Genomic DNA, 23,865 nt, shown 5'->3' on the forward strand with positions numbered 1-23,865 from the left:
CCGGGTGGGGTGGCTTCGTCACGAGTCGTGCCATAGCTCTTGCTGCATGCCTGAAGGGGTGTCAAACCGCCACGCTTTTCGGCGGTTTGACACCCCTTCAGGCATGTGGCCCGCTCTTGGCTCGACTCGTGACGAAGCCACCCCACCACCGCAACCACCAACGCAACGCGCCTCCGCCCAAAGCAACAGGCGTGCCATCTACCCGCGCACGGCGCAGGCCCCGGCTTTGGATCAGATTGGCGGGGTCTGGGGCGGAGCCCCAGGAAGGCCTACTTACCCAACGCCCGCACAACACGGGAAGGACTGGGCCGCCCCAGTTGCTCAGCCATCCACACCGAGGTCTCGACCAACTTGTCGAGATCAACCCCGGTCTCGACCCCAAGCCCGTCCAACATCCACACCAGATCCTCGGTAGCGAGATTCCCAGTGGCCGACTCGGCATAGGGACACCCACCCAGCCCGCCGGCCGACGAGTCCACAGTCGTGACCCCACAACGCAAAGCGGCCAACGTGTTGGACAACGCCTGCCCATAGGTGTCGTGGAAGTGCACAGCCAACCGCGAAACATCCTCAAACCCGCCGAGCAAAGCCTCGACCTGCCCAGGAGTGGCAACCCCGATGGTGTCCCCCAAAGACAACTGAGAACACCCCATCTCCAGCAACCGCTCCCCAACGGCGACCACCTGGGCCCGGGCGACAGCCCCCTCCCAAGGATCGCCGAAGCACATCGACACGTACCCGCGCACGTCCAACCCCGCTGCCAGCGCACGAGAAACGGTCGGCTCGAACATCTCGAACTGGGAATCCAACGTCCGGTTCAGGTTCCGGGAGGCAAAGGTCTCCGTGGCCGAAGCGAAGATCGCGATGTGCGAGACCCCGGCCTCCAACGCCCGATCCAGCCCACGCTCGTTCGGCACCAGCACGGGATAAACCACGCCGTCCCGGGCCCGAAGCCCAGCCAGCAACTCGGCGGCGTCGGCCAACTGCGGCACCCACTTGGGGTGCACGAACGACGTGGCCTCCAAAACGGACAGCCCAGCCGAAGCCAGCCGATCCAGGAACTCCAGCTTCACCGCCACGGGCACGACGACGGACTCGTTCTGCAGCCCGTCCCGGGCCCCGACCTCCCAGATCGTCACCCGCGACGGCAACGACCCGCCGGGGACGACGTCGGGCAGTCCGACCTCACGCGCGCCCATCGAGTGCTCCGGGGTGGAAGTCGTCGTCGGGGTTGTCGTTGACCTCTCGGTACAACATCGTGTGCACCTTCTCCACGGACGGGATGTCGTCGAACTCGAGCGGCTCGTCCGAGGCCGACTCGATGATCAGGGTGCCGCAGCCGAGCAGGCGGTCGAGGAAACTGTGCTCGAAGCGGACGCTGTTCACACGAGCCAAAGGGATGTCGAGGCCTGTGCGCTTGAACACTCCCTCGCGGTACATCACGCGGTCCGACGTGATGATGAAGTGCGTCGTCCGCCAGCGCACGACCGGCGCGATCGTCAGCCACAGGACCAGCACCACGCCGATCACGGCCAGGGCGATCCACGCGATCGAACCCCACGACTGGTCACCGACGAGCCCGGCGAGGTAGGTGCCGAGCGCGACCACCACCAGCAGCCAGAACACCGGGAAGATCAGCATCTTCCAGTGGGGGTGCTTGTGGATCACGACGTGCTCGCCGGAGCTCAGCAGGTCGTCGGGATAGGCCATGGAGCAACCCTAACTACGCCGGGCGCAAATGCACCACGTCACCAGCGGACACGCCGTGGTCCACCCCGTCGGTGCCGCGCACCACCAGCGTGCCGTCGGCTTCGATGCGCTGCGCCACCCCGACCAGCTGAACACCACCCGAAAGTTCGACGCGCACGTTCTGGCCGACGGTCGACGAGTGCTCCTCGTACTCCTCCAGCACACCGGACTCGACGGCGTCGCCCTCGTTCTTGCGCCACACGCCTTCCAGCCCGGCCAGCTCGACCAGGAGCCGGAACGCGAGCTCGCCGCGATCCAGTTCGGTGGCGCCCAGGTCCTCCAGCGACGTCGGCGGGAGACCACCGGGTGCGGGCTCCACGTCGGACGGCAGCTTCGCCACGTTCAGGCCGATGCCGACGACGACGGAGCCGTCGGCGGTGATCTCGGACAGGATGCCGGCGCCCTTGCCCGGCCCGGCACCGAGCAGCAGGTCGTTCGGCCACTTCAGCGTCGCCTCGACCCCCACCGACTCGGCGACGCGCACGAGCGCGAGCCCGGCGATCAGGTTCAGCCACGGCAACCGCGCGGCGGGCACACCGGCCGGGCGGAACAGCACGCTGACGTAGAGGCCACCTTCGGGGGACGACCAACTGCGGCCGCGACGGCCCTGGCCCGCGCTCTGCTCCAGCGCGATCAGCACGGTGCGGTCGGCGGCACCAGAGGCGGCGAGGTCCGCATTGGTGGACGCGGTGGTCTCGACGACGTCGAGAGCGGCGTACGGGCCGTTGGGTGCGACGAGCCGTGAGCGCAGCTCTTCGGCGTCGAGTGCGGTGGTCATCGCGCCAGGCTATTGGAACGGAAGAGAGTACGTGCGATCGAACACGACGAACAGGTTGCCGTGACCTGGACAACTGCACGGGGCAGTTCAGCAATGGTCTCGTTAGGCTGCCAGCCCATGAGCAGTGCGACCGAGCCGATCGGGCACGTCCCCACCGGCGCCTCAGGCGCCCCGGACGTCCACACCACCGCGGGCAAGCTCGTTGACCTCTACCGGCGCAACGACGAGGCGGTTCACGCCGGCTCGGAACGCGCGGTCGAAAAGCAGCATGCGAAGGGCAAGAAGACAGCCCGCGAGCGCATCGACCTCCTGCTCGACCCGGGGTCGTTCGTCGAACTGGACGAGCTCGCCCGGCACCGGTCGACGAACTTCGGCCAGGAGAAGAACCGCCCGTACGGCGACGGCGTCGTGACGGGCTACGGCACCGTCGACGGCCGTCCGGTGTGCGTGTTCTCCCAGGACGTCACGGTCTTCGGCGGGTCGCTCGGCGAGGTCTACGGCGAGAAGATCGTCAAGATCATGGACCTGGCCATCAAGACCGGCCGGCCGATCGTCGGCATCAACGAGGGCGGCGGCGCGCGCATCCAGGAGGGTGTCGTCTCGCTCGGCCTCTACGGCGAGATCTTCTCCCGCAACGTCAAGGCCTCCGGCGTGATCCCGCAGATCTCGCTGATCATGGGCTCGAACGCGGGCGGGCACGTCTACTCCCCCGCGCTCACCGACTTCGTGGTGATGGTCGACCAGACCTCGCACATGTTCATCACCGGCCCGGACGTCATCAAGACCGTCACCGGCGAGGACGTGACGATGGAGGAGCTGGGCGGCGGTCGCACGCACAACACCAAGTCCGGCAACGCGCACTACCTCGGCAGCGACGAGGAAGACGCGATCGCGTACGTCAAGGAGCTCCTGAGCTACCTGCCGTCGAACAACCTGAGCGACTCGCCCACGTTCGAGGGCACGCTCGCCGAGGGGTCGATCTCCGACTCGATCACGGACGAGGACCGCGAGCTCGACACGCTCATCCCGGACTCCGCGAACCAGCCGTACGACATGCACGAGGTCATCAACCGCGTGCTCGACGACGGCGACTTCCTGGAGGTGCAGCCGCTGTTCGCGCCCAACATCCTCGTGGGCTTCGGCCGCGTGGACGGCCACAGCGTCGGTGTCGTCGCGAACCAGCCCACGCAGTTCGCCGGCTGCCTCGACATCAACGCCTCCGAGAAGGCCGCACGGTTCGTGCGCACCTGCGACGCGTTCAACATCCCGGTGCTGACGTTCGTCGACGTGCCCGGCTTCCTGCCCGGCACCGACCAGGAGTGGAACGGCATCATCCGCCGCGGCGCCAAGCTGATCTACGCCTACGCCGAGGCCACCGTTCCGCTCGTCACCGTCATCACGCGCAAGGCGTACGGCGGCGCGTACGACGTCATGGGCTCCAAGCACCTCGGCGCCGACATCAACCTCGCGTGGCCGACCGCGCAGATCGCCGTCATGGGCGCGTCGGGCGCGGCGAACATCGTGCACCGCAAGACGCTCGCCGCCGCCGGCCAGAACGGCGAGGACGTCGACGCCCTGCGCGCGAAGCTGCAGCAGGAGTACGAGGACACGCTGTGCAACCCGTACGTGGCCGCCGAGCGCGGGTACGTCGACTCGGTGATCCCGCCGGCGTACACCCGCGGTTACGTGGCACGGGCGTTGTCGATGCTGCGGGACAAGCGCGAGACGCTGCCGCCCAAGAAGCACGGGAACATCCCGCTGTGACCGCGCCGGAGGAGAGCACGCCGCTGCTCAAGGTCGTCAAGGGCGCGCCCGACGACCACCAACTGGCTGCGCTGACGGCCGTCATCGCCGGGCTGGCGTCCGCCGCGCCCGCCGAGGACGAGCCGAAGCAGCGTTCGGAGTGGGCGAACCCCACCCGTCGCGTGAGGCGCGCGGTGCAGCACGGACCGGGCGCTTGGCGCGCCTCCGGGTTCCCCGGTTAACAGTCCACTCGACGACTGGCGACGTTCGGGCCGACGGCGACCTCGCGACAGCGGGTCTCGCCGTCGACCTGCATCTTCAGCGTCCAGAACGCGCTGCCGTACGCCGAGGTCCTGCGCAGCACCTCGACGCCCGCGTGGTTGAGCGGCGAGCCCGAGCGCACGGCGGGCACGACCGACGAGAGCAACGCGTTCTCCGCGCGATCGGCGGTGTCGGCGAACGGCCAAATGGGCACTCCATAGCCGATCGGGTCACTCGCGAGCACACTTCCAACGCCGAGTGATCCGATGAGCCCGCCGAGCACGACGAGCAGTGCCGCGATCCGTCTGCGCTTGCCTTCGCGATCGGAGCCGCGTTCGGTGAGGACAAGCACCCAGCGCTTCACTCTTCCGAGAGTGCCTACCGAAGAGGTGATCGCGCATCAGCAGTACTACTCAATCGGACCGTGCGAACTGGCGGACTGTGTACGCGCTGTGCATCGGCTTCTTCATGACGCTGCTGGACACGACCATCGTCAACGTCGCGCTGCCGTCGATGATCACCGATCTGAACGCCTCCCTGAACGACGTCATCTGGGTGGTCAGCGCCTACCTGCTCGCGTTCGCGGTGCCGTTGCTGCTGACCGGGCGGCTGGGTGACCGGTACGGGCCGAAGCGGCTCTACGGCATCGGGCTCGTGCTCTTCCTCGTGGCGTCGCTGGCCTGCGGGCTCGCCACCAGTTCCGACGCGCTGATCGCCGCCCGCGTCTTCCAGGGCCTGGGCGCCGCGGCCATGACCCCGCAGACGATGGCGTTCATCACGCACCTGTTCCCGGCGGCCAAGCGCGGTGCGGCCCTGGGCATGTGGGGGTCGGTGGCCGGGCTCGCGACGGTCTCCGGGCCGTTGCTCGGCGGGGTGCTGGTGACGCACCTGGGCTGGGAGTGGATCTTCTTCGTGAACCTCCCGATCGGCGTGCTGGCGCTGGTGCTGCTGTTCCTGTGGGTGCCTGACCTGCGGCCGGACCGGGCGCCGAGGTTCGACGTGCTCGGGGTCGTGCTGTGCTGCCTCGGGCTGGGGCTCGCGGTGTTCGGGATCCAGAACGGCGAGCACTACCGGTGGGGCCGGGTCGCGGGGCCGATCACCATCGCCGAGATCATCGCGGCCGGGGTGCTGTTCCTCGTGGCGTTCGTGTTCTGGCAGGCGTCCGCGCGCAACCCCGAGCCGCTGATGCCGCTGCGGATCTTCCGCAACCGCAACTTCTCGCTCGGCAACGTCGCGAACATCGCCATCGGCATCACGGTGACCGGCGTGTTCGTGCCGCTGGCGCTGTTCCTGCAGACCGTGCCGAAGCTGTCGCCGCTGATGACGGGCCTGGTCACGGCGCCCGCGTCGCTGATGTCCGGTGTCGTGGCGGTGTTCGCGGGCCGGTTGTCGAACCGGGCGGACGCCAAGTACCTGCCGATCACCGGGTTCGCGCTGATGGCGGCGGGCATCGTCGCGATGACGTTCCTGCTCGGCGACGGGTCGCAGTGGGTGCTGCTGCCGTCGATGGTCGCGCTGGGCATCGGCATGGGGCTCGTGTTCTCGCCGCTGACGAACATCTCCACGCGCACCCTCGACCGATCGCTGCTCGGCGCCGGGTCCGGGATCTACAACACCTCGCGGCAGTTCGGGAACGTGCTGGGCAGCGCCGCGACGGCGGCCGTGCTCCAGGTCGTGCTGGCGGCCACGGGCGACTTCACCGCGGCCGTGCGGGCGGCGTTCTACCTGCTCCTCGCGGTGCTGGTGATCGGCATCGCCGCCGCGTTCGCCTTTCGGCAGGTCGCCGCGCCGAGCGTGACAGACTCGGCCCGTGCGTCTGATCCTGGCCTCCCAGTCACCCGCCCGTCTTAGCGTCCTGCGGTCCGCGGGCGTCGAACCCGTCGTCCGGGTCTCCGGTGTCGACGAGGACGCGCTGATCGCGTCGCTCGAGGACCCGACGCCCGAGGAGACCGTCGTCGCGCTGTCCGCAGCGAAGGCCGAGGCGATCGAACACGACGACGAGTGCGTGGTCGTCGGCTGCGACTCGATGCTGCTGTTCGAGGGTGAACTCGTGGGCAAGCCCGGCACGCCCGAGGTCGCGCGGGAGCGGTGGCAGCGGGTGGCGGGCAAGAGCGGCGTGCTGATCACCGGGCACACGGTGCTGCGGGTCTCCGGCGGTGCTGTCGTCGACCGCGCCTCGGGTGCCGAGTCGACCACCGTGCGGTTCGGCACGCCGTCGGACGAGGAACTGGAGGCGTACATCGCGACGGGCGAACCGCTGCACGTCGCCGGCGGCTTCACGATCGACGGGCTCGGTGGCTGGTTCATCGACGGCATCGAGGGCGACCACACGTCGGTGATCGGCATCAGCCTGCCCCTCACCCGAAGGCTGCTCGGCCGGCTGGGTGTTTCCGTGTCCACTCTCTGGTAGACCCTGGTCACAGTTCACCCGATCGAGGAAGACTTGCCCCTGACGCCGGCGTTGGGGGCTAGCGGTGAACGAATACTTGACGCGTCGCAGGCACATCGACCTGGCACGCAGGACGAGCACGGGTTGTCGGAGCTAACGCCTCCGCCACCCCTCACTCAGCTCATCCCTGCCCAGGAGATGTTCCCGTGTCGTTCGTCCAGACATATCGCAAGCCCAAGGTCTTCGGATTCACCGTTCTCGGCGCGCTCGTTCTCGGCGCGCTGGCCGGCTGGCTCGGCAAGGGCACGTGGCTCGCGCCGGTCCTCGCCAAGATCGGCTCCACCTTCACCGCGCTGCTGCAGCTGACCGTCATCCCGCTGGTGTTCACGGCGATCGTCGTCGGCATCGCGTCGCTGCGAAACCTCGGCGGGGGTCGCACCGCCGCACGCCTCGGCGGCAAGACGTTCCTGTGGTTCGCCATCACGTCGTTCATCGCCGTGCTGATCGGCATCGCGGTCGCCACGATCCTCAAACCCGGCAACGGGTTGCAGATCGAACCGGCCGCCGGGGCCGTCGACAAGCTCGCCAAGCGCGCGTCCGGTTCGTGGCAGGCGCTGCTCGACAACCTGGTGCCCACCAACATCTTCAGCGCGTTCACCGAGGGCGACGTGCTGCAGGTCGTGTTCATCGCGGTGCTGGTCGGTTTCGCCGCCTACGCGCTCGGTGACAAGGCCGCGCCGTTCACGAACCTGGTCCGCTCGTTCTTCGAGATCGTCCAGAAGGTCGTCGGCTGGATCATCCTGCTCGCCCCGATCGGCATCTTCGGCCTGATCGGCAACGCGGTGGCGTCCTACGGCAACTCGTTCGTGAAGCCGCTGTTCTCGTTGATCCTCGCCGTGTACCTCGGCACCGCGCTCGTGCTGTTCGTCGTCTACCCGGTGCTGCTGAAGTTCGTCGGCAAGACCTCGCCGGTCGAGTTCTTCCGCAAGGCGGGCACGGCACTGCAGTTCGCGTTCGTGTCCCGTTCGTCGGGCGCCACGCTTCCGTTGTCCCGCAAGGCCGCCACCGACCTCGGCGTGCCGAACGAGTACGCGAACTTCGCCGTGCCGCTGGGCACCACGACCAAGATGGACGGCTGCGCCGCGGTCTACCCGGCCGTCGCGACGATCTTCATCGCGAACCTCTTCGGCATCCAGCTCTCGGTGTGGCAGTACGTCGGCATCGTGCTCGTCGCCGTGTTCGGCGCGCTCGCCACGGCGGGCACCACCGGCTGGTACACGATGCTCACGCTGACCCTGAGCGTCATCGGCCTGCCGCCGGCCGTGATCGCGACCGGTGTGGCCGTGGTCTACGCGATCGACCCGATCCTCGACATGATGCGCACCGCGACCAACGTGGCCGGCCAGATCACCGTGCCGGTGCTGGTCGCCCGCAGCGAGAACCTGATCGAGGAGCCCGCCGCTCCGTCCGAGAAGGACCTGATCAACGCCTAAGCGGCGCAGGGACGGAGCTGGGACAACTTCGGCGCCGGTGCGGGCCAGCCTGGGAGCTGGTCGCGTGCCGGCGCCGGTGTCGTACAGCCGAGGTCCGGCCCGAACACCGAGAACACCTGCACGAACGCGTTGTTGCACTGACCGTCGCACGCGAGCTGGACGGCGACGACCTCCGCGGTGCCGTCCTCGTTGACGTCGTGCAGCCCGAGGAACCCGCCGGTCGACAGGTAGGCCTGGGCGCGCGACCACGTGCCGTCCTTGCGGATCAGCACCTCACCGAGCAGGTCGGTGCCGCGCGTGCCGTGCACCAGGCACACGCTGACGGTCGCGTCGGCGCACTGCAGCGACTTGTCGGTCACCGTCGCACCGGACTCGGCGATGGTCATCTCGAAGATGAACGGGCCCGACTCACCGGTCACCCTGATCCGCCCGCCGCCGGTTCCGGAGAGCAGTTCCACGAGGTCCCTGCCGACCGATTTGCCGATGACGACCTGGCAGACGGTCGTACCGCAGCGCATTCCGGTGTCGGTTCCGGACTGACCTGAATCGATGCTGTTCGGCCTCTGGAAATAGGCGAACACCACCCCCGCGATGACGACCACGGCGGCGATGACGGCAGTCACCTGCACGGACCTCGTTCCAGCCACATCGCAGATTGTGCTCGATGGCCTCACGATGGATGTGAAGTGAGCCGTCTCTCCCTCTCGGAGTTCATCAATCTCCGTAGACTGCGGCACCAGCCAGAGCCGTAATTAACCGGTCCAGCAGGAGGTACGACGCCGTGTCGCTGCGCAAGGTGCTCATCGCGAACCGCGGTGAGATCGCCGTCCGGGTCATCCGAGCCTGCCGTGACGCCGGACTGACGAGCGTCGCCGTCTACGCCGATCCCGACCGCGACGCGCCGTTCGTGCGGCTCGCCGACGAGGCATTCGCGCTGGGCGGCAACACCCCCGGTGAGAGCTACCTGTCCTTCGAGAAGGTGCTGGCGGCCGCCGCGCAGTCCGGCGCCGACTCCGTGCACCCCGGTTACGGCTTCCTGTCCGAGAACGCGGAGTTCGCACAGGCGGTGATCGACGCCGGTCTGGTGTGGATCGGCCCGACCCCGCAGGCGATCCGCGACCTCGGCGACAAGGTGACGGCGCGGCACATCGCGATGCGCGCGGGCGCGCCGCTGGTGCCCGGCACCAAGGACCCGGTCAACGGGCCGGACGAGATCATCGCGTTCGCCTCCGAGCACGGCCTGCCGGTCGCGATCAAGGCGGCGTTCGGCGGTGGCGGCCGTGGCCTGAAGGTCGCGCGCACCCTCGAGGAGATCCCCGAGCTGTTCGACTCCGCGGTCCGCGAGGCCGTCTCGGCGTTCGGCCGCGGCGAGTGCTTCGTCGAGCGCTACCTGGACAAGCCGCGCCACGTCGAGGCCCAGGTCCTCGCCGACACCCACGGCAACGTGATCGTCGTCGGCACGCGTGACTGCTCGTTGCAGCGCCGCCACCAGAAGCTGGTGGAGGAAGCGCCCGCGCCGTTCCTCACCGACGAGCAGCGCGCCACGATCCACTCGTCCGCGAAGGCGATCTGCCTCGAGGCGGGGTACCACGGCGCCGGCACCGTCGAGTACCTCGTCGGCCTCGACGGGTCGATCTCGTTCCTGGAGGTCAACACGCGCCTGCAGGTCGAACACCCGGTGTCGGAGGAGACCACGGGCCTCGACCTGGTGCGCGAGCAGTTCCGCATCGCCTCGGGCGAGAAGCTGCGCTTCACCGAGGACCCGGCGCCGCGCGCGCACTCGATCGAGTTCCGGATCAACGGCGAGGACGCCGGCCGCGGCTTCCTGCCCGCGCCAGGCACGGTGACGACGTTCGTCGCGCCGTCCGGTCCCGGCGTGCGCGTGGACGCCGGTGTCGAGAGCGGCTCGGTGATCGGCGGCCAGTTCGACTCGTTGCTGGCCAAGCTGATCGTCACCGGTGAGAACCGCGAGGAGGCCCTGGGCCGGGCCCGCCGGGCGCTTGACGAGATGGTCGTCGAGGGCATGGCGACGGTGCTGCCGTTCCACCGGGTGATCGTGCGGGACGCGGCGTTCACGGCCGAGAAGCCCGAGGGCTTCACCGTGCACACGCGGTGGATCGAGACGGAGTTCGACAACCAGATCGCGCCGTTCGCGGGTTCCGGCGAGGCCGCCGAGGAGGAGACCGCGCGCCAGACCGTGGTGGTCGAGGTCGGTGGGCGCCGCCTGGAGGTCTCGCTGCCGGGTGATCTCGCGATCGGTGGCGGACGGCCTGCCGCAGCGGCCAAGAAGCCGAAGGCCAAGCGCGGGGGTGGTGGCGGCGCGGCCGTGTCGGGTGACGCGGTGGCGGCGCCGATGCAGGGCACGATCGTGAAGGTGGCCGTCGAGGACGGGCAGACCGTCGAGGCGGGCGAGCTGATCGTGGTGCTGGAGGCCATGAAGATGGAGAACCCGGTGACGGCGCACAAGGCCGGCACGGTGACGGGTCTCGCGGCCGCTCCCGGCGACCCGATCACCCAGGGCACTGTGATCTGCGAGCTGAAGGACTGATCCCCCGGGTCGCTCACCTACGATTGAGTTCGTGAGCGACCCGTCGAGGGACATCCGCATCGGTGACACCGAGCGACAGCAGGCGTTGCAGGTGCTCGGCGAGCACATGAGCGCGGGCCGCATCGACATCACCGAGTACGGCGACCGGTCCGCGAAGATCACCACCGCGAAGACCCGCGGTGAGCTGATGGCGTTGTTCTACGACCTGCCGGACCCGCGGCCCCAGTTCGTGGCGCCCGTGCCGATGTTCAACGAGCCCGCCCGGCCGCCCGCGCGCCGCTGGGAGGGCGCGCTCATCCCCGTGGTGGGCATCGCGACGGTGATCCTGTTCTTCGCGCTGGTGAAGAACCCGCTGATCTTCCTGCTGGTGCCCGCCGTGGCGATCCTGTGGGGCACGTGGAACGGACGCCGACGCTGAAACCCTTGCTGCTGCTGGACCTCGACGGAGTGCTGCGGTCGTACCCACCGACTCCGCCGCGGATCGCCGAGGTCGCCTTCGAGCCCTCGCTGCTGCTCCGCGCCGTCACCGGGCAGATCACCGACGAACAGTGGCGTGCCGAGATCGCGCTGCGGATCCCGCGCGCCGAGGTCGACGCGTGGGCCGTGCTCGGTTCCGTGATGACCGAGGCCCTGGCGTTGGTCCGGCTGGCGCGACGGCAGTGCTTCGTGGCGCTGCTGTCCAACGCGACGACCCGGCTCGAAGCGGACCTGGAACTGCTCGGCCTCGACGGCGAGTTCGACGCGGTCTTCAGCTCCGCCCGGCTCGGTCTCGCGAAGCCCGATCCCGCGATCTACCGGCGGGTGCTCGACGAGCTCGGGTACGAGACCGGGGTCTTCTGCGACGACGTCGCGGAGAACGCGGACGCGGCGAGCGCGGCGGGGCTGGACGGCGTGCACGTGCCGGACACGGCGGCGTTGCGGACGGCGCTGGCGGTGCGGGAGCTGATCCCGCCGACCGTCCTGCTGATCCTGCCGGACCGCGACGAGGCCGAGGAGCTGGCGGCGGAGCTGCTGGAGGCCGGCTGGGGTCCGTGCGCGGTGCACCGGGACATGCTGGCGGGCGAGGACGACGCCGAGGACGTGGACTGGGTGGTCGAGCTGACCACCGCGCCGGACGGCCTCCCCGCGTCCGCCCACCGCCACGAGCTCGACGAACTGGCGGAGGAGCACGACGGGTTCACCGGCGACAGCTAGCGGCGTGGCCCGGAACGTCGGCTGGGTGATTCACGCTCAGCAGGGCGCCTCGCGGCCGTCCGACCGCGAATCCGCCCGGCGACGTTCCAGGCCACGCCGCTAGCCTCCGTCCGTGGAGCCAGTTGAGATCAACGCGGGCGAGTACTACCTGCGCGCCTTCCGCAGCGACGACCGCATCGACGACGTGCCGGCGCTGGCCGCGACCTTCGCCGACGCGGAGACCCGGCGGTACATGCCCCGGCTGACCGGGGAGGACGCCCCGTCCGCGGAGACGCTCGTCCTGCTGCTCACCGACGGCTGGGAGAAGGACTACCGCTGGTCGTGGGCGGTCTGCGAGGCCGTCACCGCCGAGGTGATGGCCGGGATCGTCATCCACGACGTCGACCACCACCTCAGGTCGGCCGAGGTGATGTGCTGGAGCCAGCCCGCCCACCGCGGCAAGGGCGTGCTGCCCGCCGCGCTGAACTCCGTGCTCGGCTGGGTCTACGGCGCGATGGAGATCCACCGGGTCACCTACCGGCACGCGGTCTCGAACCAGGCGTCACAGCGCGTCGCGGAGAAGTGCGGATTCACCCTGGAGGGTCGACTTCGCGAGGAGGCGATCGTCGATGATCAGCGCGAAGACCAGTTGCTGTGGTCACGGCTGGCCTCGGACCCCTTCCCCGAGCAGCTACGGTGACCGGCCATGCGGACCACGGGGCTCCTGATCCTCGCGATGGCGCTGGCCGGGTGCACGGCGGCGCCCAAGCAGAGCGCTCTGACCACCCCACCGCCTCCGCCGCCCCAGGTCACGACGACGCCCACCCAGCTCGACTTCCCGCATCGGCCGCGCGCCGTACCGCTCGACGCGGTTGACCCGTGCGCGGTGCTGACCGAGGAGCAGCGCAGGTCGCTGAGCCTCGACAACCCGCCCAGCGCGTACGTCGAGCCGAGCTTCGGCAGCGCGCGGGCCTGCACGATCCGCAGCACGACGAGCGGGAACGTGGCTCGGATCGCGCTCGTGCTCGTCTCCGGGGCGGACGTCTGGCTCTCCGAGAACGCCCAGGTGGAGTACACGGTGAGCTCGATCGAGGGATTTGCGGCGATCACTGTCCGCACACCTGACGTGAGCAACGTCTGCAACGTGGAGGTGGACGTCGCGGACGGCCAGTTCCTCGACGTGATGTTCCGCGACGGCGGCAATTCCACTGCGGTGCAACAAGATCATCTTTGCCTCGGTGCCCAGCGTGTGGCAGAGGCCGCGATGGCCAGTTTGCTCCAGAAGCGCTGACCCACACGGGCGGATGTCACTGTTCGCACTCCACAGCGTTACCTTCGGTGGTTAGAGTGACGAAGCGCTTGTAGGCACAACCGCCGGAGGTTTCACGATGCCGCCAGGGGGACGCAGCGGGGCAGACACCTCGCCACCCGGCCAGCACCAGTTGAACGTGGAGCCGGAGGCGATCCCCGCGTTGCGCAACACGTTCTCCGCCGCCCTGATCAAGCTGGACAAGCAGATCGAGATGGCGGTCACGGAGTTCCGCGTGCGCCCGTGGGCCGGCGACCCGGTCAGCGCGGAGGCAGCCGAGAAGTTCAACGACCGTTCGATCGCGGACGGTGACTCGGCGTTGCAGGCGCTGCTGAACTACCAGCGCCAGCTCAAGACCGCGATGGACAACCTCAACCAGATCGAGCGCCAGTACAACGTGGTCGAGGGCGACAACACCGGCATGATGAACAAGAGCGGGTGCTGACCATGGCCGACCACCGCTGGCAGGGCTACAGCCACAAGGAACTGTACGAGCGCATCCACGCGGGTCCGGGCGCCTCCGCGTCGTTCGCGTCGATGGAACGCTGGCAGGGCGTCTCGGCCGCGCTGACCGAGATCAACGACGACCTGCACAAGGGCATCTCCAACTCGGGCGCGAAGTGGCAGGGCAGGGCCGCCGACATGGCGCAGGCCGGCCTGAACCCGATCGCGGCCTGGGCGGACGGCGCGCGCACCGGCGCGGACGTCATGCGCTACTCGGCCGAACTGCAGGCCGGTTACGTCTCGAAGGCCCGCGCGGACATGCCCGCGCCGGTCAACGTGACCGCCGAGCAGCCGGGCGCGCTCGTCACCGGCATCACGCACCTCTTCGGCGGGCAGACCGACCACGAGAAGCAGGAGGCGGCCCAGGACGCGGCCGAGCGCCGTGCCCGTGAGGTCATGTCCACCTACGCGTCGTCCACGACGGCGAACACCTCTACGCTCGGCCAGTTCTCCCAGCCGCCGCAGTTGCAGATCAGCGGTACCGGCGTCACGCACGGCGGTGGCGCGCAGATCGGCACGGCCACGGTCTGGGGCCTCGGCCCGCGCGGCACCGGTGGCAGTGCAACGCGGGGCCGCACCTCGTCCGGCACGCGTGGCGCCGCTGTCGCCCCGCCCCCGCGTGGCGGTTCGTCCGCGCCGGGTTCCACGACCAGCACCTCGAACGCCGGTACGTCGACGGCTCCGGGCAAGGGCTCGCACACGTCGGTCACGAACGGCCTCAACGGCCCCGGTGGCACGGGTACGGGCACCGCGGGCGCCGGCCTGCCCGGTCAGCGCACGTCCAGCCGTTCGGGCACCTCCGGCTCCGAGCCGAAGCAGATGGAGGACGGCGCGACCGCGGCCTCCAGCGCCGCCGCGATGGGCACGGTGATGAACCAGGGCCACGCCGCCGGCGTCTCGGGCGCGGCGGGTTCGGGCATGGGCCCGATGGGCACGGCCGGTGCCGCGAACAACGGCGACCAGGTCCATCGCCGGGCCGTGCCGATGCCGACGTCGTTCGACCCGTTCGGCGGCATGGGCGCGCGCAAGGGCGAGGAAGAGGAGGACTTGGAGCACAAGGCCGCCGACTACCTGCGCGAACGCGACGACATCTACGGCGTGGGCAGCTACTCGCTGCCCGTCATCGGGGAGAGCACGACCGACTGATGACTCTGTTCGGCTTGGACGTCGGGACGAGCGACACACGCGACCCGATGGTCATCTCCACGCTGGAGTTCGACGTTCTCTGGGACCACCTGGGCCTGGAGACGATGCCTCTCGTCCTGAAGGTGCCCTCACCGGGCAAGACGACCGAGGAACGCCGGGCCATCGAGGACCGCGTCTGGCTCCAGCTGGGCGCGCGTGGTCTCGGTGGCCCCCGCTCCCTGGACCCGACCCTCGAGGACCTGCTGCACGTGCTCAACCGCCCGCAGCAGGAGATCGACGCGCGCATGTGGCTGCAGGAACGCAGCCTCCGCGTGCTGGCCGCGGGCAAGGGCCAGGCCGGTGTCCTGGCGGTCCTCGACGGCACCCAGCTCATCCTGCGGCCGGCCGAGGCCGACGGACTCCCCCGTGAGGTCCTCACGGCCCTGCCCACCGCTCCGGCGGGCGAGGGCCACTCGATCACCCTGCCCTCGGCCGACCTGGACGCGGCGGCAGCCTCAGCGAGCACTCCGGAAGACCTGGAGGAGGCTCTGCGCAGCCGGCTGCGCGCCGACGACGCGCACACCCTGGCCGAGATGATCCGCGACGCCTCGAACCGGGGTCAGTTCGGCGCGGCGGCCCGCGACAAGTGGGGCAAGCGCGTCCGGCCGGACCGGGTGGTCGCCTTCTACGACACGCCGAAGGGCCGTTACCTGCAGATGCGCCGGGCGGCCGACGGGCAGCCGCCGTGGTCGACCATCACGCCGGTCGACTACCGCCGCATGCACCACCACCTGGTGGAACTGCTCGCGGAGGCCGCCGGCTCCTGACGGCGTCAGGGCTGGGGTGAGACCCCAGCCCTCAGCGCGTCAGCCCTCGGACGCCAGCCCGCCTGGCCCGATCCCCGAGCAGGGCCGGGTGCGCAGGTCGTTCACGTAGTCGTCAGGCGCCCCGGCAGCCTCGGCGGCGTCCGCGACCACGCCGATGTACCGGGCGGACGGCAGCCCGCCCTCATAGGCGTCCAGCACGTAGAGCCAGGCCACGACAGACCCCTCCAGGGTCTGCACCCGCAGCCTGATCTTCTTGTAGAGCCCGAGCGCGCCCTCCCACCGGTCCAGTCGCGACTCATCGCGCGGGGACATGTCGTAGAGCACGCAGAACGTCTGCTGGTCCGGCTCCTCGACGATGGTCGCGAGGGCCCCCTCCCAGCCGAGGTCCTCGCCACCGAACGTCATGCGCCATCCCACGAGCCAGCCGGTCCCCGCGAGCGGGGAGTACGGGGCTCGCTCCATCATCTGGTTCGGATCCATGTTCGACCCGTACGCGGCATAGAGCGGCACGTCCGACAGCGTAGCGACCCGGCGATCAGCTTTCGGTACTGACGACACGGTCGATTCGGTCAACGCGTACGGTTGAGCCGCCCAACAAGCCCGTGGAAGGGAACTGATCGTGACCCGCATCGTCATCATCGGCGGCGGACCCGCAGGTTACGAAGCAGCCCTGGTCGCGGCGCAGCACGGCGCCGACGTGACCGTGGTCGAGAACGACGGGGCCGGTGGCGCATGTGTGTTGTACGACTGCGTTCCGTCCAAGACGTTCATCGCTTCGGCGGGGGCCCGCAGCGCCTTCCGCAACGCCGGTGAGCTGGGCATTCAGACTCACAACGAGCTCGCCACGGTCGATCTGCCGGTCGTGCACGGCCGGGTGAAGGGGCTGGCGCTCGCGCAGTCCGCGGACGTCCGGGCGCGTCTCCAGCGCGAGGGCGTGCGGCTCATCAACGGCCGCGCGAAGTTCGTCGACGACTCGCGCGGGCTCGCCCAGCACCGGGTCGTCGCGCACGCCGCGGACGGGTCCGACGAGGTCCTCAACGCCGATGTGGTGCTCATCGCAACCGGTGCGACCCCGCGCGTGTTGCAGGGCGCGGAGCCCGACGGCAAGCGGGTCCTCACCTGGCGGCAGATCTACGACCTTCCCGAGCTGCCCGAACACCTCGCGGTGATCGGTTCCGGCGTCACCGGTGTCGAGTTCGCCAGCGCCTACACCGAGATGGGCGTGAAGGTGACGATGGTCTCCAGCCGGGACCGGGTGCTCCCCCACGAGGACGCCGACGCGGCCGTGGTGCTCGAGGACGTGTTCGCCGAGCGCGGCACGGCCGTCGTCAAGCACGCCCGCGCGGACAAGGTCGAGAACACCGGCGACGGCGTGCTGATCCACCTGGAAGACGGTCGCACGATCGAGGCATCACACGCCTTGATGACCGTCGGCTCGGTGCCGAACACGACCGACATCGGTCTCGACAAGATCGGTATCGAGCTCGGGCGTGGCGGGTACATCCCGGTCGACCGGGTCAGCCGGACGAACGTCAGCGGCGTCTACGCGGCGGGCGACTGCACCGGCGTGCTGCTGCTCGCGTCCGTCGCCGCCATGCAGGGCCGCATCGCGATGTGGCACGCGCTGGGCGAGGGCGTCAGCCCGATCAAGCTCAAGACCGTCGCCGCGAACGTCTTCACCAACCCGGAGATCGCGAGCGTCGGCATCAGCCAGCAGGCGATCGACTCGGGCGAGGTGCCCGCGCGCACGATCATGCTGCCGCTCGCCACGAACCCCCGTTCCAAGATGGAAGGGCTGCGCCGCGGCTTCGTGAAGCTGTTCTGCCGCCCGGCGACCGGTGTGGTCATCGGCGGTGTGGTCGTCGCGCCCAACGCGAGCGAGCTCATCCTGCCGATCGCGCTGGCCGTGCAGAACCAGCTCACCGTCGAGCACCTCGCGACGACGTTCTCGGTGTACCCGTCGCTCTCGGGCTCCATCACCGAGGCCGGCCGCCAGCTCATGCGGCACGACGATCTCGACTAGGTAACGCCAGACCCAGATGGCAACCATGCCCCGGCCACGAACGTGTCCGGGGCATGGTTCTGCGCACGGTCCTCGCTGCGCTGACGGCACTGGTGCTCCTCAGCGGCTGCGCCTCGCCGCCTGAGCCGACGCTGCCCACCGGGCCGGCTCCGGTCACGTCGACGTCCACTTCGGACAGTGCGGCGCCGGAGCAGGGCATGCCCGCCTCGGAACCGGCCGTGCTGCTGGGCCACGTCGACGGCAACGGGCAACCGGGAGTCTTCTTCCGGCTGCGCGAGCTCACCGAGGGCGACGAGGTCGAGGTGTCCAGAAAGGACGGAACCACGGCCAAGTTCCGCGTGCGCAGAACCGAGCAGATCGCCAAGAACGACTTCCCGACCGAGGCCGTCTACGGGGACACCGATGAACCCGAACTGCGGCTGATCACCTGCGGGGGCAGCTACGACCGGGCCGCCCGCAGCTACCGGGACAACATCATCGTCTACGCCACATCGAGCTGAGGAGTGCCATCATGAGGAGGCCCCGGAGATCCGTTGCCGTGCTGCTGGTCGCGGGCACGGCGTTCGTGTTCACCCCGACAGCGGGCGCACAGGAAACCGTCGCGCCGAGCTTCTCCCCCGAGCCGGTCGCCGGCTCGTTCCTCGACAAGGACGAGTACGCGCCGGGCGAGCGGATCAAGATCTTCCTGCTCGACACCCACAGGTGTGGTTACACGGCGTCGTCCAAGGGCTTCACCGCGCCGGCAGAGCTCACGCTGGTCCGGCCCGGTTACTCCCTCGAGGGAGCGACGACGGCCGTCACCACGCCGGGCACCTACCAGGCGGAGATCCCGTGCGGCATGACGGGACCTGTGGTGGACACGTTCACCATCAAGGCCAAACCGACCCGGCCGCCGGGAAATCCGGCACCGAAGCCGAAGCCACCGATCGTCAAGCCGAAGGGGGCGCCGGACACGGGCGGCGGCGGCACCGCGCCGTAACGTTGATCACGGATCAGAACTGTCTTGATTGGACGCGCAACTAACCCACGAGATGTGCGTCAATGGGTTCGTGGGGACTCGTGTCTTGATCGCGGTGCTGTGCGTGGCGCTGGCCACCACCGCCTGTTCGCAGGGACCAGCACCGAAGCCGACGGCGGCGACGAGCGACAGCGCTCCGCCGCCGGTGGTGTCACCGCTCGGCAAGTCGGACCCGATGGAACTGCGGATCGAGCGGATCGGCGTGCGTTCGTCGCTGGTCGCGCTCGGCCTCGACCAGCACGGCGCCGTCCAGCTGCCGCCCGCCAACGAGGGCATGCAGGCCGGCTGGTACCAGACGCAGCCGCAGCAGTGGATCATCGTCGGCCGGATCGAGAGCAACAAGGCCAGAGGCGTCTTCTTCCGGCTGAACGACCTGACCGAGGGCGACACCCTCGAAGTGTCCAAGAAGGACGGTTCGGTCGCCCGGTTCACGGTGTCGCGCACCGAGAGGATCATCCGCGACGACTTCTTCGCGGAGGCCGTCGCGCGGGACAAGGACGAGCAGGGGCTGCGGCTGATCACGTGCGGCACTCGCGACAACGTGATCGTGCACGCGACGCCGGCTTGAGTTGACGAGGGGAGCTTCCCGAACCCGAGGTTCGGGAAGCTCCCCTCATCAAGGTCAGTCCTCGACCCAGTCGAAGGTCTTCGACACCGCCTTCTTCCAGTTGGCGTACTCGGACGTGCGGCGGGACTCGTCCATCTGCGGCTCCCACTGCTTGTCCTGCGCCCAGTTCTCGCGGATCTCGTCCTCGGTCTTCCAGAACCCGACCGCGAGACCGGCCGCGTAAGCGGCGCCCAGCGCGGTGGTCTCCGCGACGACCGGCCGGATGACCGGCACGCCGAGGATGTCCGCCTGGAACTGCATCAGCAGCTCGTTCACGACCATGCCGCCGTCGACCTTCAACGCGGTCAGGTCGACGCCCGAGTCGGCGTTCATCGCGTCGAGCACCTCGCGGGTCTGGAAGGCCGTGGCCTCCAGCACGGCCCGCGCGAGGTGGCCCTTGTTGACGAACCGCGTGAGGCCCACGATCGCGCCACGGGCGTCGGAACGCCAGTACGGGGCGAAGAGGCCCGAGAACGCGGGCACGAAGTACGCGCCGCCGTTGTCCTCCACCGAACGGGCGTGCTCCTCGATCTCGGCCGCGGAGCCGATCATGCCGAGGTTGTCGCGCAGCCACTGCACCAGCGAACCGGTGACGGCGATCGAGCCCTCCAGCGCGTAGACCTGGGGAGCCTCACCGATCTTGTAGCAGACGGTGGTGAGCAAACCGTTCTCGCTCATCACCTTTTCGGTACCGGTGTTGAGCAGCATGAAGTTGCCGGTGCCGTAGGTGTTCTTGGCCTCGCCGGGCGAGAGGCAGGCCTGGCCGAACGTCGCCGCCTGCTGGTCGCCGAGGATGCCGGCGATCGGCACGCCGGCCAGCGCGCCGCGTTCGCGCACCTGGCCGTAGACCTCCGACGAGGAACGGATCTCCGGCAGCATCGACAGGGGAATCCCCATGTCTGAAGCGATCGAGGAGTCCCACTGCAGCGTGTCGAGGTCCATCAGCATGGTGCGCGAGGCGTTCGTCGGGTCGGTGACGTGCACACCGCCGTCCACCCCGCCTGTCATGTTCCACAGCACCCACGTGTCCATGTTGCCGAACAGCAGGTCGCCGGCCTCGGCCTTCTCCCGCGCGCCCTCGACGTTGTCGAGGATCCAGCGGACCTTGGGCCCGGAGAAGTAGGTCGCGAGCGGCAGGCCGACCTTGGCGCGGTACCGCTCTTGGCCACCGCCCAGCGCGCCGAGTTCCTGCACGATCTTGTCGGTGCGGGTGTCCTGCCAGACGATGGCGTTGTAGACGGGTTCGCCGGTCTTCTTGTCCCACACCACCGCGGTCTCGCGCTGGTTGGTGATGCCGACCGCGGCGATGTCCGAAGTGGACAGATCAGCCTTCGCCAGAGCGCCGGCGGCGACCTGGCGGGTGTTCTGCCAGACCTCCTTCGGGTCGTGCTCGACCCACCCGGCCTTCGGGAAGATCTGCTCGTGCTCCTTCTGGTCGACCGAGACCACCCGCCCGGAGTGGTCGAAGATCATGCACCGGGTCGACGTGGTGCCCTGGTCGATCGCGGCCACGTACTGCGTCATTGCGGGAAGTCCTTTCAGACCGGGAGAACCAGGAAGAGCAACGCGGCGAGCGCGCCACCCACGAGCGGGCCGACGACGGGGACCCACGAGTAGCCCCAGTTGGCGTTGCCCTTGTTGTGGATCGGCATCATGAACGCGTAGGCGATGCGCGGTCCGAGGTCACGTGCCGGGTTGATGGCGTACCCGGTCGGGCCGCCGAGCGACGTGCCGATCACCAGCACGACGAACGCGACGCCCGCGTAGCCGAGCGCCGAGTTGCCGAACTGCGGCACCCCGTCGACCGTCTCCTTCGCGCCGGGCGACAGCAGGATCCACGCGACGAGCACGAACGTGCCGATGACCTCGGAGACGAGGTTCCACGGCTTGTTCGGCACGGTCGGGCCGGTGGAGAAGATGCCGAGCGTGTTCTGCGGTTCGTCGTGCGTGTCGAACTGCAGCTTGTAGGTGGCCCAGCAGAGCATCGCGCCGAGGATCGCGCCGACCATCTGCCCGAGGACGTAGAAGGGAACGTCGCCCCACGGAGTCTTGTCCGCGATGGCGAGGCCGAGGGTCACGGCGGGGTTGAGGTGCGCCCCACTGGGGTTGGCGATGCTCGCGCCGGCGAAGACCGCGAAGGCCCAGCCGACGTTGACGAACAGGAAGCCCGTGCTGTTGCCGAGCGTGTTCTTGAGCACCTGGTTCGCGACGACACCGGTGCCCAGGAGGATGAGGACCGCTGTCCCCAGCATCTCCCAGACGAAGATCGAGCCTGCGCTCATCGTCGACCTCCACTCGTTTGCGGCCAGACAGGACGCGCAAACCCGAGGTCAGGGCCGCGCCGCCCGCCTTCAACGTGCTCGGACGCTATTACCGCGCTGATCAGTTGTCTACGCCAAGTACCTGTGGAGAGGCCATTTTTAGGCCATGGGGTTCTGGAGCGCGCGCCCATCGGCGAAGGGCGGTTGCTGCAGGTAACGTGATCCGCAGTCGTCACAGGGAGGCGTCCGTCGTGGCCACGCGCAAGAACGCAGCTTCAGCACCTCGAACCCATGCCGAACCTCCGATCACCGGCAGACTGGGCCCGGCCGAGCGCGAGGAGTCGTGGCAGCGGCTGGGAGCGGAGACGTTCGACGTCGTCGTGGTCGGCGGTGGTGTGGTCGGCGTCGGTGCGGCGCTCGACGCTGCCACCCGAGGCCTGCGGGTCGCCCTCGTCGAAGCCCGTGACCTGGCGTCCGGCACGTCGAGCCGGTCCTCCAAGCTCTTCCACGGTGGCCTGCGCTACCTGGAGCAGCTGGAGTTCGGCCTGGTCCGCGAGGCCCTGCGCGAACGCGAGCTGATGCTCACGCGCATCGCGCCGCACCTGGTGAAACCGGTGGCGCTGCTCTACCCGCTCTCGAACAGGGTCTGGGAGCGCCCGTACACGGCCGCCGGTCTGTTCCTCTACGACACGATGGGCGGCGCCCGGTCCGTGCCGGGGCAGAAGCACCTGACCCGCGCGGGTGCCCAGCGACTCGTGCCGGCGTTGAAGCGCGACGCGTTGATCGGTGGCATCCGCTACTACGACGCTCAGGCGGACGACGCCCGGCACACGATGATGGTCGGCCGCACCGCCGCCCACTACGGCGCCGTGGTGCGCACGTCGACCCAGGTGATCGGGTTCCTGCGCGAGGCGGACCGGGTGTCCGGCGTACGGGTGCGCGACGTCGAGGACGGCCGTGAGGTCGACGTCCGGGCGCACGCGGTGATCAACGCGACCGGTGTGTGGACCGACGAGTTGCAACGGCTGAGCGGCTCGCGCGGACGGTTCCGGGTGCGCGCGTCGAAGGGCGTGCACATCGTCGTTCCGCGCGACCGGATCGTCGCCGAGGCCGGGATGATCCTGCGCACCGAGAAGTCCGTGCTGTTCGTGATCCCGTGGCGCAACCACTGGATCGTCGGCACCACGGACACGGACTGGAACCTCGACCTGGCGCACCCCGCGGCCACCAAGCACGACATCGACTACATCCTCGAACACGTGAACTCGGTGCTCGCGACGCCGTTGACGCACGACGACATCGAGGGCGTCTACGCGGGCCTGCGGCCGTTGCTGGCGGGCGAGTCCGACTCGACGTCGAAGCTCTCGCGCGAACACGCGGTGGCCCGCGTGGCTCCCGGCCTGGTCGCGATCGCGGGCGGCAAGTACACGACGTACCGGGTGATGGGCGCGGACGCCGTGGACGCGGCGCACGTCGACCTGCCCGGCCGGATCCAGCCGTCGATCACGGACAAGGTGCCGCTGGTCGGCGCCGACGGCTACCACGCGCTGGTCAACCAGGCCGACCAGTTGGCGGCCAAGCACGGCCTGCACCCGTACCGCGTCCGGCACCTGCTGGACCGCTACGGCTCGCTGGTGCACGAGGTGCTGTCGCTCGCGGCGGACAACCCGGAACTGCTCAAGCCCATCCCGGCCTCACCGGACTACTTGCAGGTCGAGGCGGTGTACGCGGTCTCGCACGAGGGCGCGATGCACCTGGAGGACGTGCTGACCCGGCGCACCCGCATCTCCATCGAGTACGCCCACCGCGGCGTCGACTCGTCGGAGGCGGTGGCCCGGCTCGTCGCGCCGTACCTCGGGTGGGACGAGGACACGATCAAGCGCGAGGTCGAGGTCTACAACGCACGCGTCGAAGCCGAGCGCGCGTCCCAGACCCAGCCGGACGACCAGGCGGCGGACGCGGTCCGCGCTGCCGCACCGGAAGCACGTCCGCAGTTGACGGAGCCCGTGAGCTGACGTTCGGTGTGCTGGAGGGTGGCGTCGTTGTCGAACGGGCCC

General features: G+C 69.3%; 26 protein-coding genes. 18 read left to right on the forward strand and 8 right to left on the reverse strand.

Going from position 1 to position 23,865, the window contains the following annotated elements:
- Window positions 1-269 precede the first annotated feature (269 nt).
- From PV646_RS06325 to PV646_RS06335, 3 genes are read right to left on the reverse strand one after another with little or no spacing between them, the layout of a single operon-like run.
- Complete coding sequence (locus tag PV646_RS06325) at window positions 270-1,199, reverse strand: hydroxymethylglutaryl-CoA lyase (RefSeq protein ID WP_500340538.1); 930 nt, start codon at window positions 1,197-1,199, stop codon at window positions 270-272.
- Entirely contained in the window at window positions 1,186-1,710 is a 525-nt protein-coding gene (locus tag PV646_RS06330) for a PH domain-containing protein (protein WP_500340539.1), read from the reverse strand. The genes PV646_RS06325 and PV646_RS06330 overlap by 14 nt, the downstream gene beginning before the upstream one ends.
- 13 nt (window positions 1,711-1,723) lie before the next feature.
- The gene (locus PV646_RS06335; RefSeq protein ID WP_500340540.1) at window positions 1,724-2,527 is read right to left on the reverse strand and encodes a biotin--[acetyl-CoA-carboxylase] ligase; all 804 of its coding nucleotides are present in this window, start codon (window positions 2,525-2,527) and stop codon (window positions 1,724-1,726) included.
- A 117-nt stretch (window positions 2,528-2,644) separates the two neighbouring features.
- Here PV646_RS06335 and PV646_RS06340 point away from each other — a divergent pair, with 117 nt between their 5' ends.
- Together PV646_RS06340 and PV646_RS06345 are read left to right on the forward strand one after the other, a co-directional pair.
- On the forward strand, window positions 2,645-4,291 hold the full coding sequence (locus PV646_RS06340; protein WP_500340541.1) for an acyl-CoA carboxylase subunit beta: 1,647 nt from the start codon (window positions 2,645-2,647) through the stop codon (window positions 4,289-4,291).
- Window positions 4,288-4,512 (forward strand): acyl-CoA carboxylase subunit epsilon, encoded by a 225-nt coding sequence (locus tag PV646_RS06345; RefSeq protein ID WP_500340542.1) that lies wholly within the window; start codon window positions 4,288-4,290, stop codon window positions 4,510-4,512. The genes PV646_RS06340 and PV646_RS06345 overlap by 4 nt, the downstream gene beginning before the upstream one ends.
- Here the strand turns inward: PV646_RS06345 and PV646_RS06350 are convergent.
- Complete coding sequence (locus PV646_RS06350; protein WP_500340543.1) at window positions 4,509-4,895, reverse strand: hypothetical protein; 387 nt, start codon at window positions 4,893-4,895, stop codon at window positions 4,509-4,511. The two genes, PV646_RS06345 and PV646_RS06350, sit on opposite strands and share 4 nt — an antisense overlap.
- Window positions 4,896-4,972: 77 nt before the next feature.
- On the opposite strand from PV646_RS06350, the gene PV646_RS06355 reads away from it, so the two are divergent.
- The 3 genes from PV646_RS06355 (at window position 4,973) to PV646_RS06365 (ending at window position 8,413) form a co-directional block, all read left to right on the forward strand.
- Window positions 4,973-6,382: an MFS transporter gene (locus PV646_RS06355; protein WP_500340545.1), complete on the forward strand. Its 1,410-nt coding sequence runs from the start codon at window positions 4,973-4,975 to the stop codon at window positions 6,380-6,382.
- On the forward strand, window positions 6,342-6,941 hold the full coding sequence (locus tag PV646_RS06360) for a Maf family protein (RefSeq protein ID WP_500340546.1): 600 nt from the start codon (window positions 6,342-6,344) through the stop codon (window positions 6,939-6,941). The genes PV646_RS06355 and PV646_RS06360 overlap by 41 nt, the downstream gene beginning before the upstream one ends.
- 185 nt (window positions 6,942-7,126) lie before the next feature.
- Complete coding sequence (locus PV646_RS06365) at window positions 7,127-8,413, forward strand: dicarboxylate/amino acid:cation symporter (protein WP_500340547.1); 1,287 nt, start codon at window positions 7,127-7,129, stop codon at window positions 8,411-8,413.
- Here PV646_RS06365 and PV646_RS06370 read toward each other — a convergent pair.
- Window positions 8,410-9,036 carry a hypothetical protein gene (locus tag PV646_RS06370; RefSeq protein ID WP_500340548.1) on the reverse strand — a complete coding sequence of 209 codons (627 nt, stop codon included), beginning with the start codon at window positions 9,034-9,036 and terminating at the stop codon, window positions 8,410-8,412. The genes PV646_RS06365 and PV646_RS06370 overlap by 4 nt on opposite strands.
- Window positions 9,037-9,200: 164 nt before the next feature.
- Here PV646_RS06370 and PV646_RS06375 point away from each other — a divergent pair, with 164 nt between their 5' ends.
- From PV646_RS06375 to PV646_RS06410, 8 genes are all read left to right on the forward strand, one after another.
- The gene (locus PV646_RS06375) at window positions 9,201-10,961 is read left to right on the forward strand and encodes an acetyl/propionyl/methylcrotonyl-CoA carboxylase subunit alpha (protein WP_500342286.1); all 1,761 of its coding nucleotides are present in this window, start codon (window positions 9,201-9,203) and stop codon (window positions 10,959-10,961) included.
- Window positions 10,962-10,992: 31 nt separating this feature from the next.
- Window positions 10,993-11,379 (forward strand): DUF1707 SHOCT-like domain-containing protein, encoded by a 387-nt coding sequence (locus tag PV646_RS06380; protein ID WP_500340549.1) that lies wholly within the window; start codon window positions 10,993-10,995, stop codon window positions 11,377-11,379.
- The gene (locus tag PV646_RS06385; RefSeq protein ID WP_500340550.1) at window positions 11,358-12,155 is read left to right on the forward strand and encodes an HAD family hydrolase; all 798 of its coding nucleotides are present in this window, start codon (window positions 11,358-11,360) and stop codon (window positions 12,153-12,155) included. The genes PV646_RS06380 and PV646_RS06385 overlap by 22 nt, the downstream gene beginning before the upstream one ends.
- Before the next feature lie 112 nt (window positions 12,156-12,267).
- Window positions 12,268-12,834 carry a GNAT family N-acetyltransferase gene (locus PV646_RS06390; RefSeq protein ID WP_500340551.1) on the forward strand — a complete coding sequence of 189 codons (567 nt, stop codon included), beginning with the start codon at window positions 12,268-12,270 and terminating at the stop codon, window positions 12,832-12,834.
- Between the two features lie 6 nt (window positions 12,835-12,840).
- Entirely contained in the window at window positions 12,841-13,425 is a 585-nt protein-coding gene (locus PV646_RS06395) for a DUF3558 domain-containing protein (RefSeq protein WP_500340553.1), read from the forward strand.
- A gap of 97 nt (window positions 13,426-13,522) precedes the next feature.
- Window positions 13,523-13,888 carry a hypothetical protein gene (locus PV646_RS06400; RefSeq protein WP_500340554.1) on the forward strand — a complete coding sequence of 122 codons (366 nt, stop codon included), beginning with the start codon at window positions 13,523-13,525 and terminating at the stop codon, window positions 13,886-13,888.
- Window positions 13,889-13,890: 2 nt separating this feature from the next.
- A complete protein-coding gene (locus PV646_RS06405) occupies window positions 13,891-15,093 on the forward strand; it encodes a PPE domain-containing protein (RefSeq protein ID WP_500340556.1) in 1,203 nt (400 codons plus the stop codon).
- Window positions 15,093-15,899 carry an ESX secretion-associated protein EspG gene (locus tag PV646_RS06410; protein ID WP_500340557.1) on the forward strand — a complete coding sequence of 269 codons (807 nt, stop codon included), beginning with the start codon at window positions 15,093-15,095 and terminating at the stop codon, window positions 15,897-15,899. The genes PV646_RS06405 and PV646_RS06410 overlap by 1 nt, the downstream gene beginning before the upstream one ends.
- 39 nt (window positions 15,900-15,938) lie before the next feature.
- Here the strand turns inward: PV646_RS06410 and PV646_RS06415 are convergent, their stop codons facing one another.
- On the reverse strand, window positions 15,939-16,409 hold the full coding sequence (locus PV646_RS06415; protein WP_500340560.1) for a gamma-glutamylcyclotransferase family protein: 471 nt from the start codon (window positions 16,407-16,409) through the stop codon (window positions 15,939-15,941).
- 109 nt (window positions 16,410-16,518) lie between these two features.
- Here PV646_RS06415 and PV646_RS06420 point away from each other — a divergent pair, with 109 nt between their 5' ends.
- The 4 genes from PV646_RS06420 to PV646_RS06435 all read left to right on the forward strand — a co-directional run bounded on the left by PV646_RS06420 (window position 16,519) and on the right by PV646_RS06435 (window position 19,508).
- Window positions 16,519-17,922 (forward strand): NAD(P)H-quinone dehydrogenase, encoded by a 1,404-nt coding sequence (locus PV646_RS06420; protein ID WP_500340561.1) that lies wholly within the window; start codon window positions 16,519-16,521, stop codon window positions 17,920-17,922.
- 53 nt (window positions 17,923-17,975) lie between these two features.
- Window positions 17,976-18,422, forward strand: a complete 447-nt coding sequence (locus PV646_RS06425) for a sortase domain-containing protein (protein WP_500340562.1) — start codon at window positions 17,976-17,978, stop codon at window positions 18,420-18,422.
- 11 nt (window positions 18,423-18,433) lie between these two features.
- Window positions 18,434-18,901, forward strand: a complete 468-nt coding sequence (locus PV646_RS06430) for a hypothetical protein (RefSeq protein WP_500340564.1) — start codon at window positions 18,434-18,436, stop codon at window positions 18,899-18,901.
- Between the two features lie 70 nt (window positions 18,902-18,971).
- Window positions 18,972-19,508 carry a sortase domain-containing protein gene (locus PV646_RS06435; RefSeq protein ID WP_500340565.1) on the forward strand — a complete coding sequence of 179 codons (537 nt, stop codon included), beginning with the start codon at window positions 18,972-18,974 and terminating at the stop codon, window positions 19,506-19,508.
- Window positions 19,509-19,562: 54 nt separating this feature from the next.
- Here the strand turns inward: PV646_RS06435 and glpK are convergent, their stop codons facing one another.
- Entirely contained in the window at window positions 19,563-21,071 is a 1,509-nt protein-coding gene (glpK, locus tag PV646_RS06440; protein WP_500340566.1) for a glycerol kinase GlpK, read from the reverse strand.
- 14 nt (window positions 21,072-21,085) lie between these two features.
- Window positions 21,086-21,829, reverse strand: a complete 744-nt coding sequence (locus PV646_RS06445; protein ID WP_500340567.1) for an MIP/aquaporin family protein — start codon at window positions 21,827-21,829, stop codon at window positions 21,086-21,088.
- A 284-nt stretch (window positions 21,830-22,113) separates the two neighbouring features.
- Here PV646_RS06445 and PV646_RS06450 point away from each other — a divergent pair, with 284 nt between their 5' ends.
- A complete protein-coding gene (locus PV646_RS06450; protein WP_500342288.1) occupies window positions 22,114-23,823 on the forward strand; it encodes a glycerol-3-phosphate dehydrogenase/oxidase in 1,710 nt (569 codons plus the stop codon).
- Window positions 23,824-23,865: the final 42 nt, after the last annotated feature.

Origin of the sequence: Streptomyces sp. ID05-26A (assembly GCF_033794685.1) — a bacterium.
Classification (GTDB): Bacteria; Actinomycetota; Actinomycetes; order Mycobacteriales; family Pseudonocardiaceae; genus Lentzea.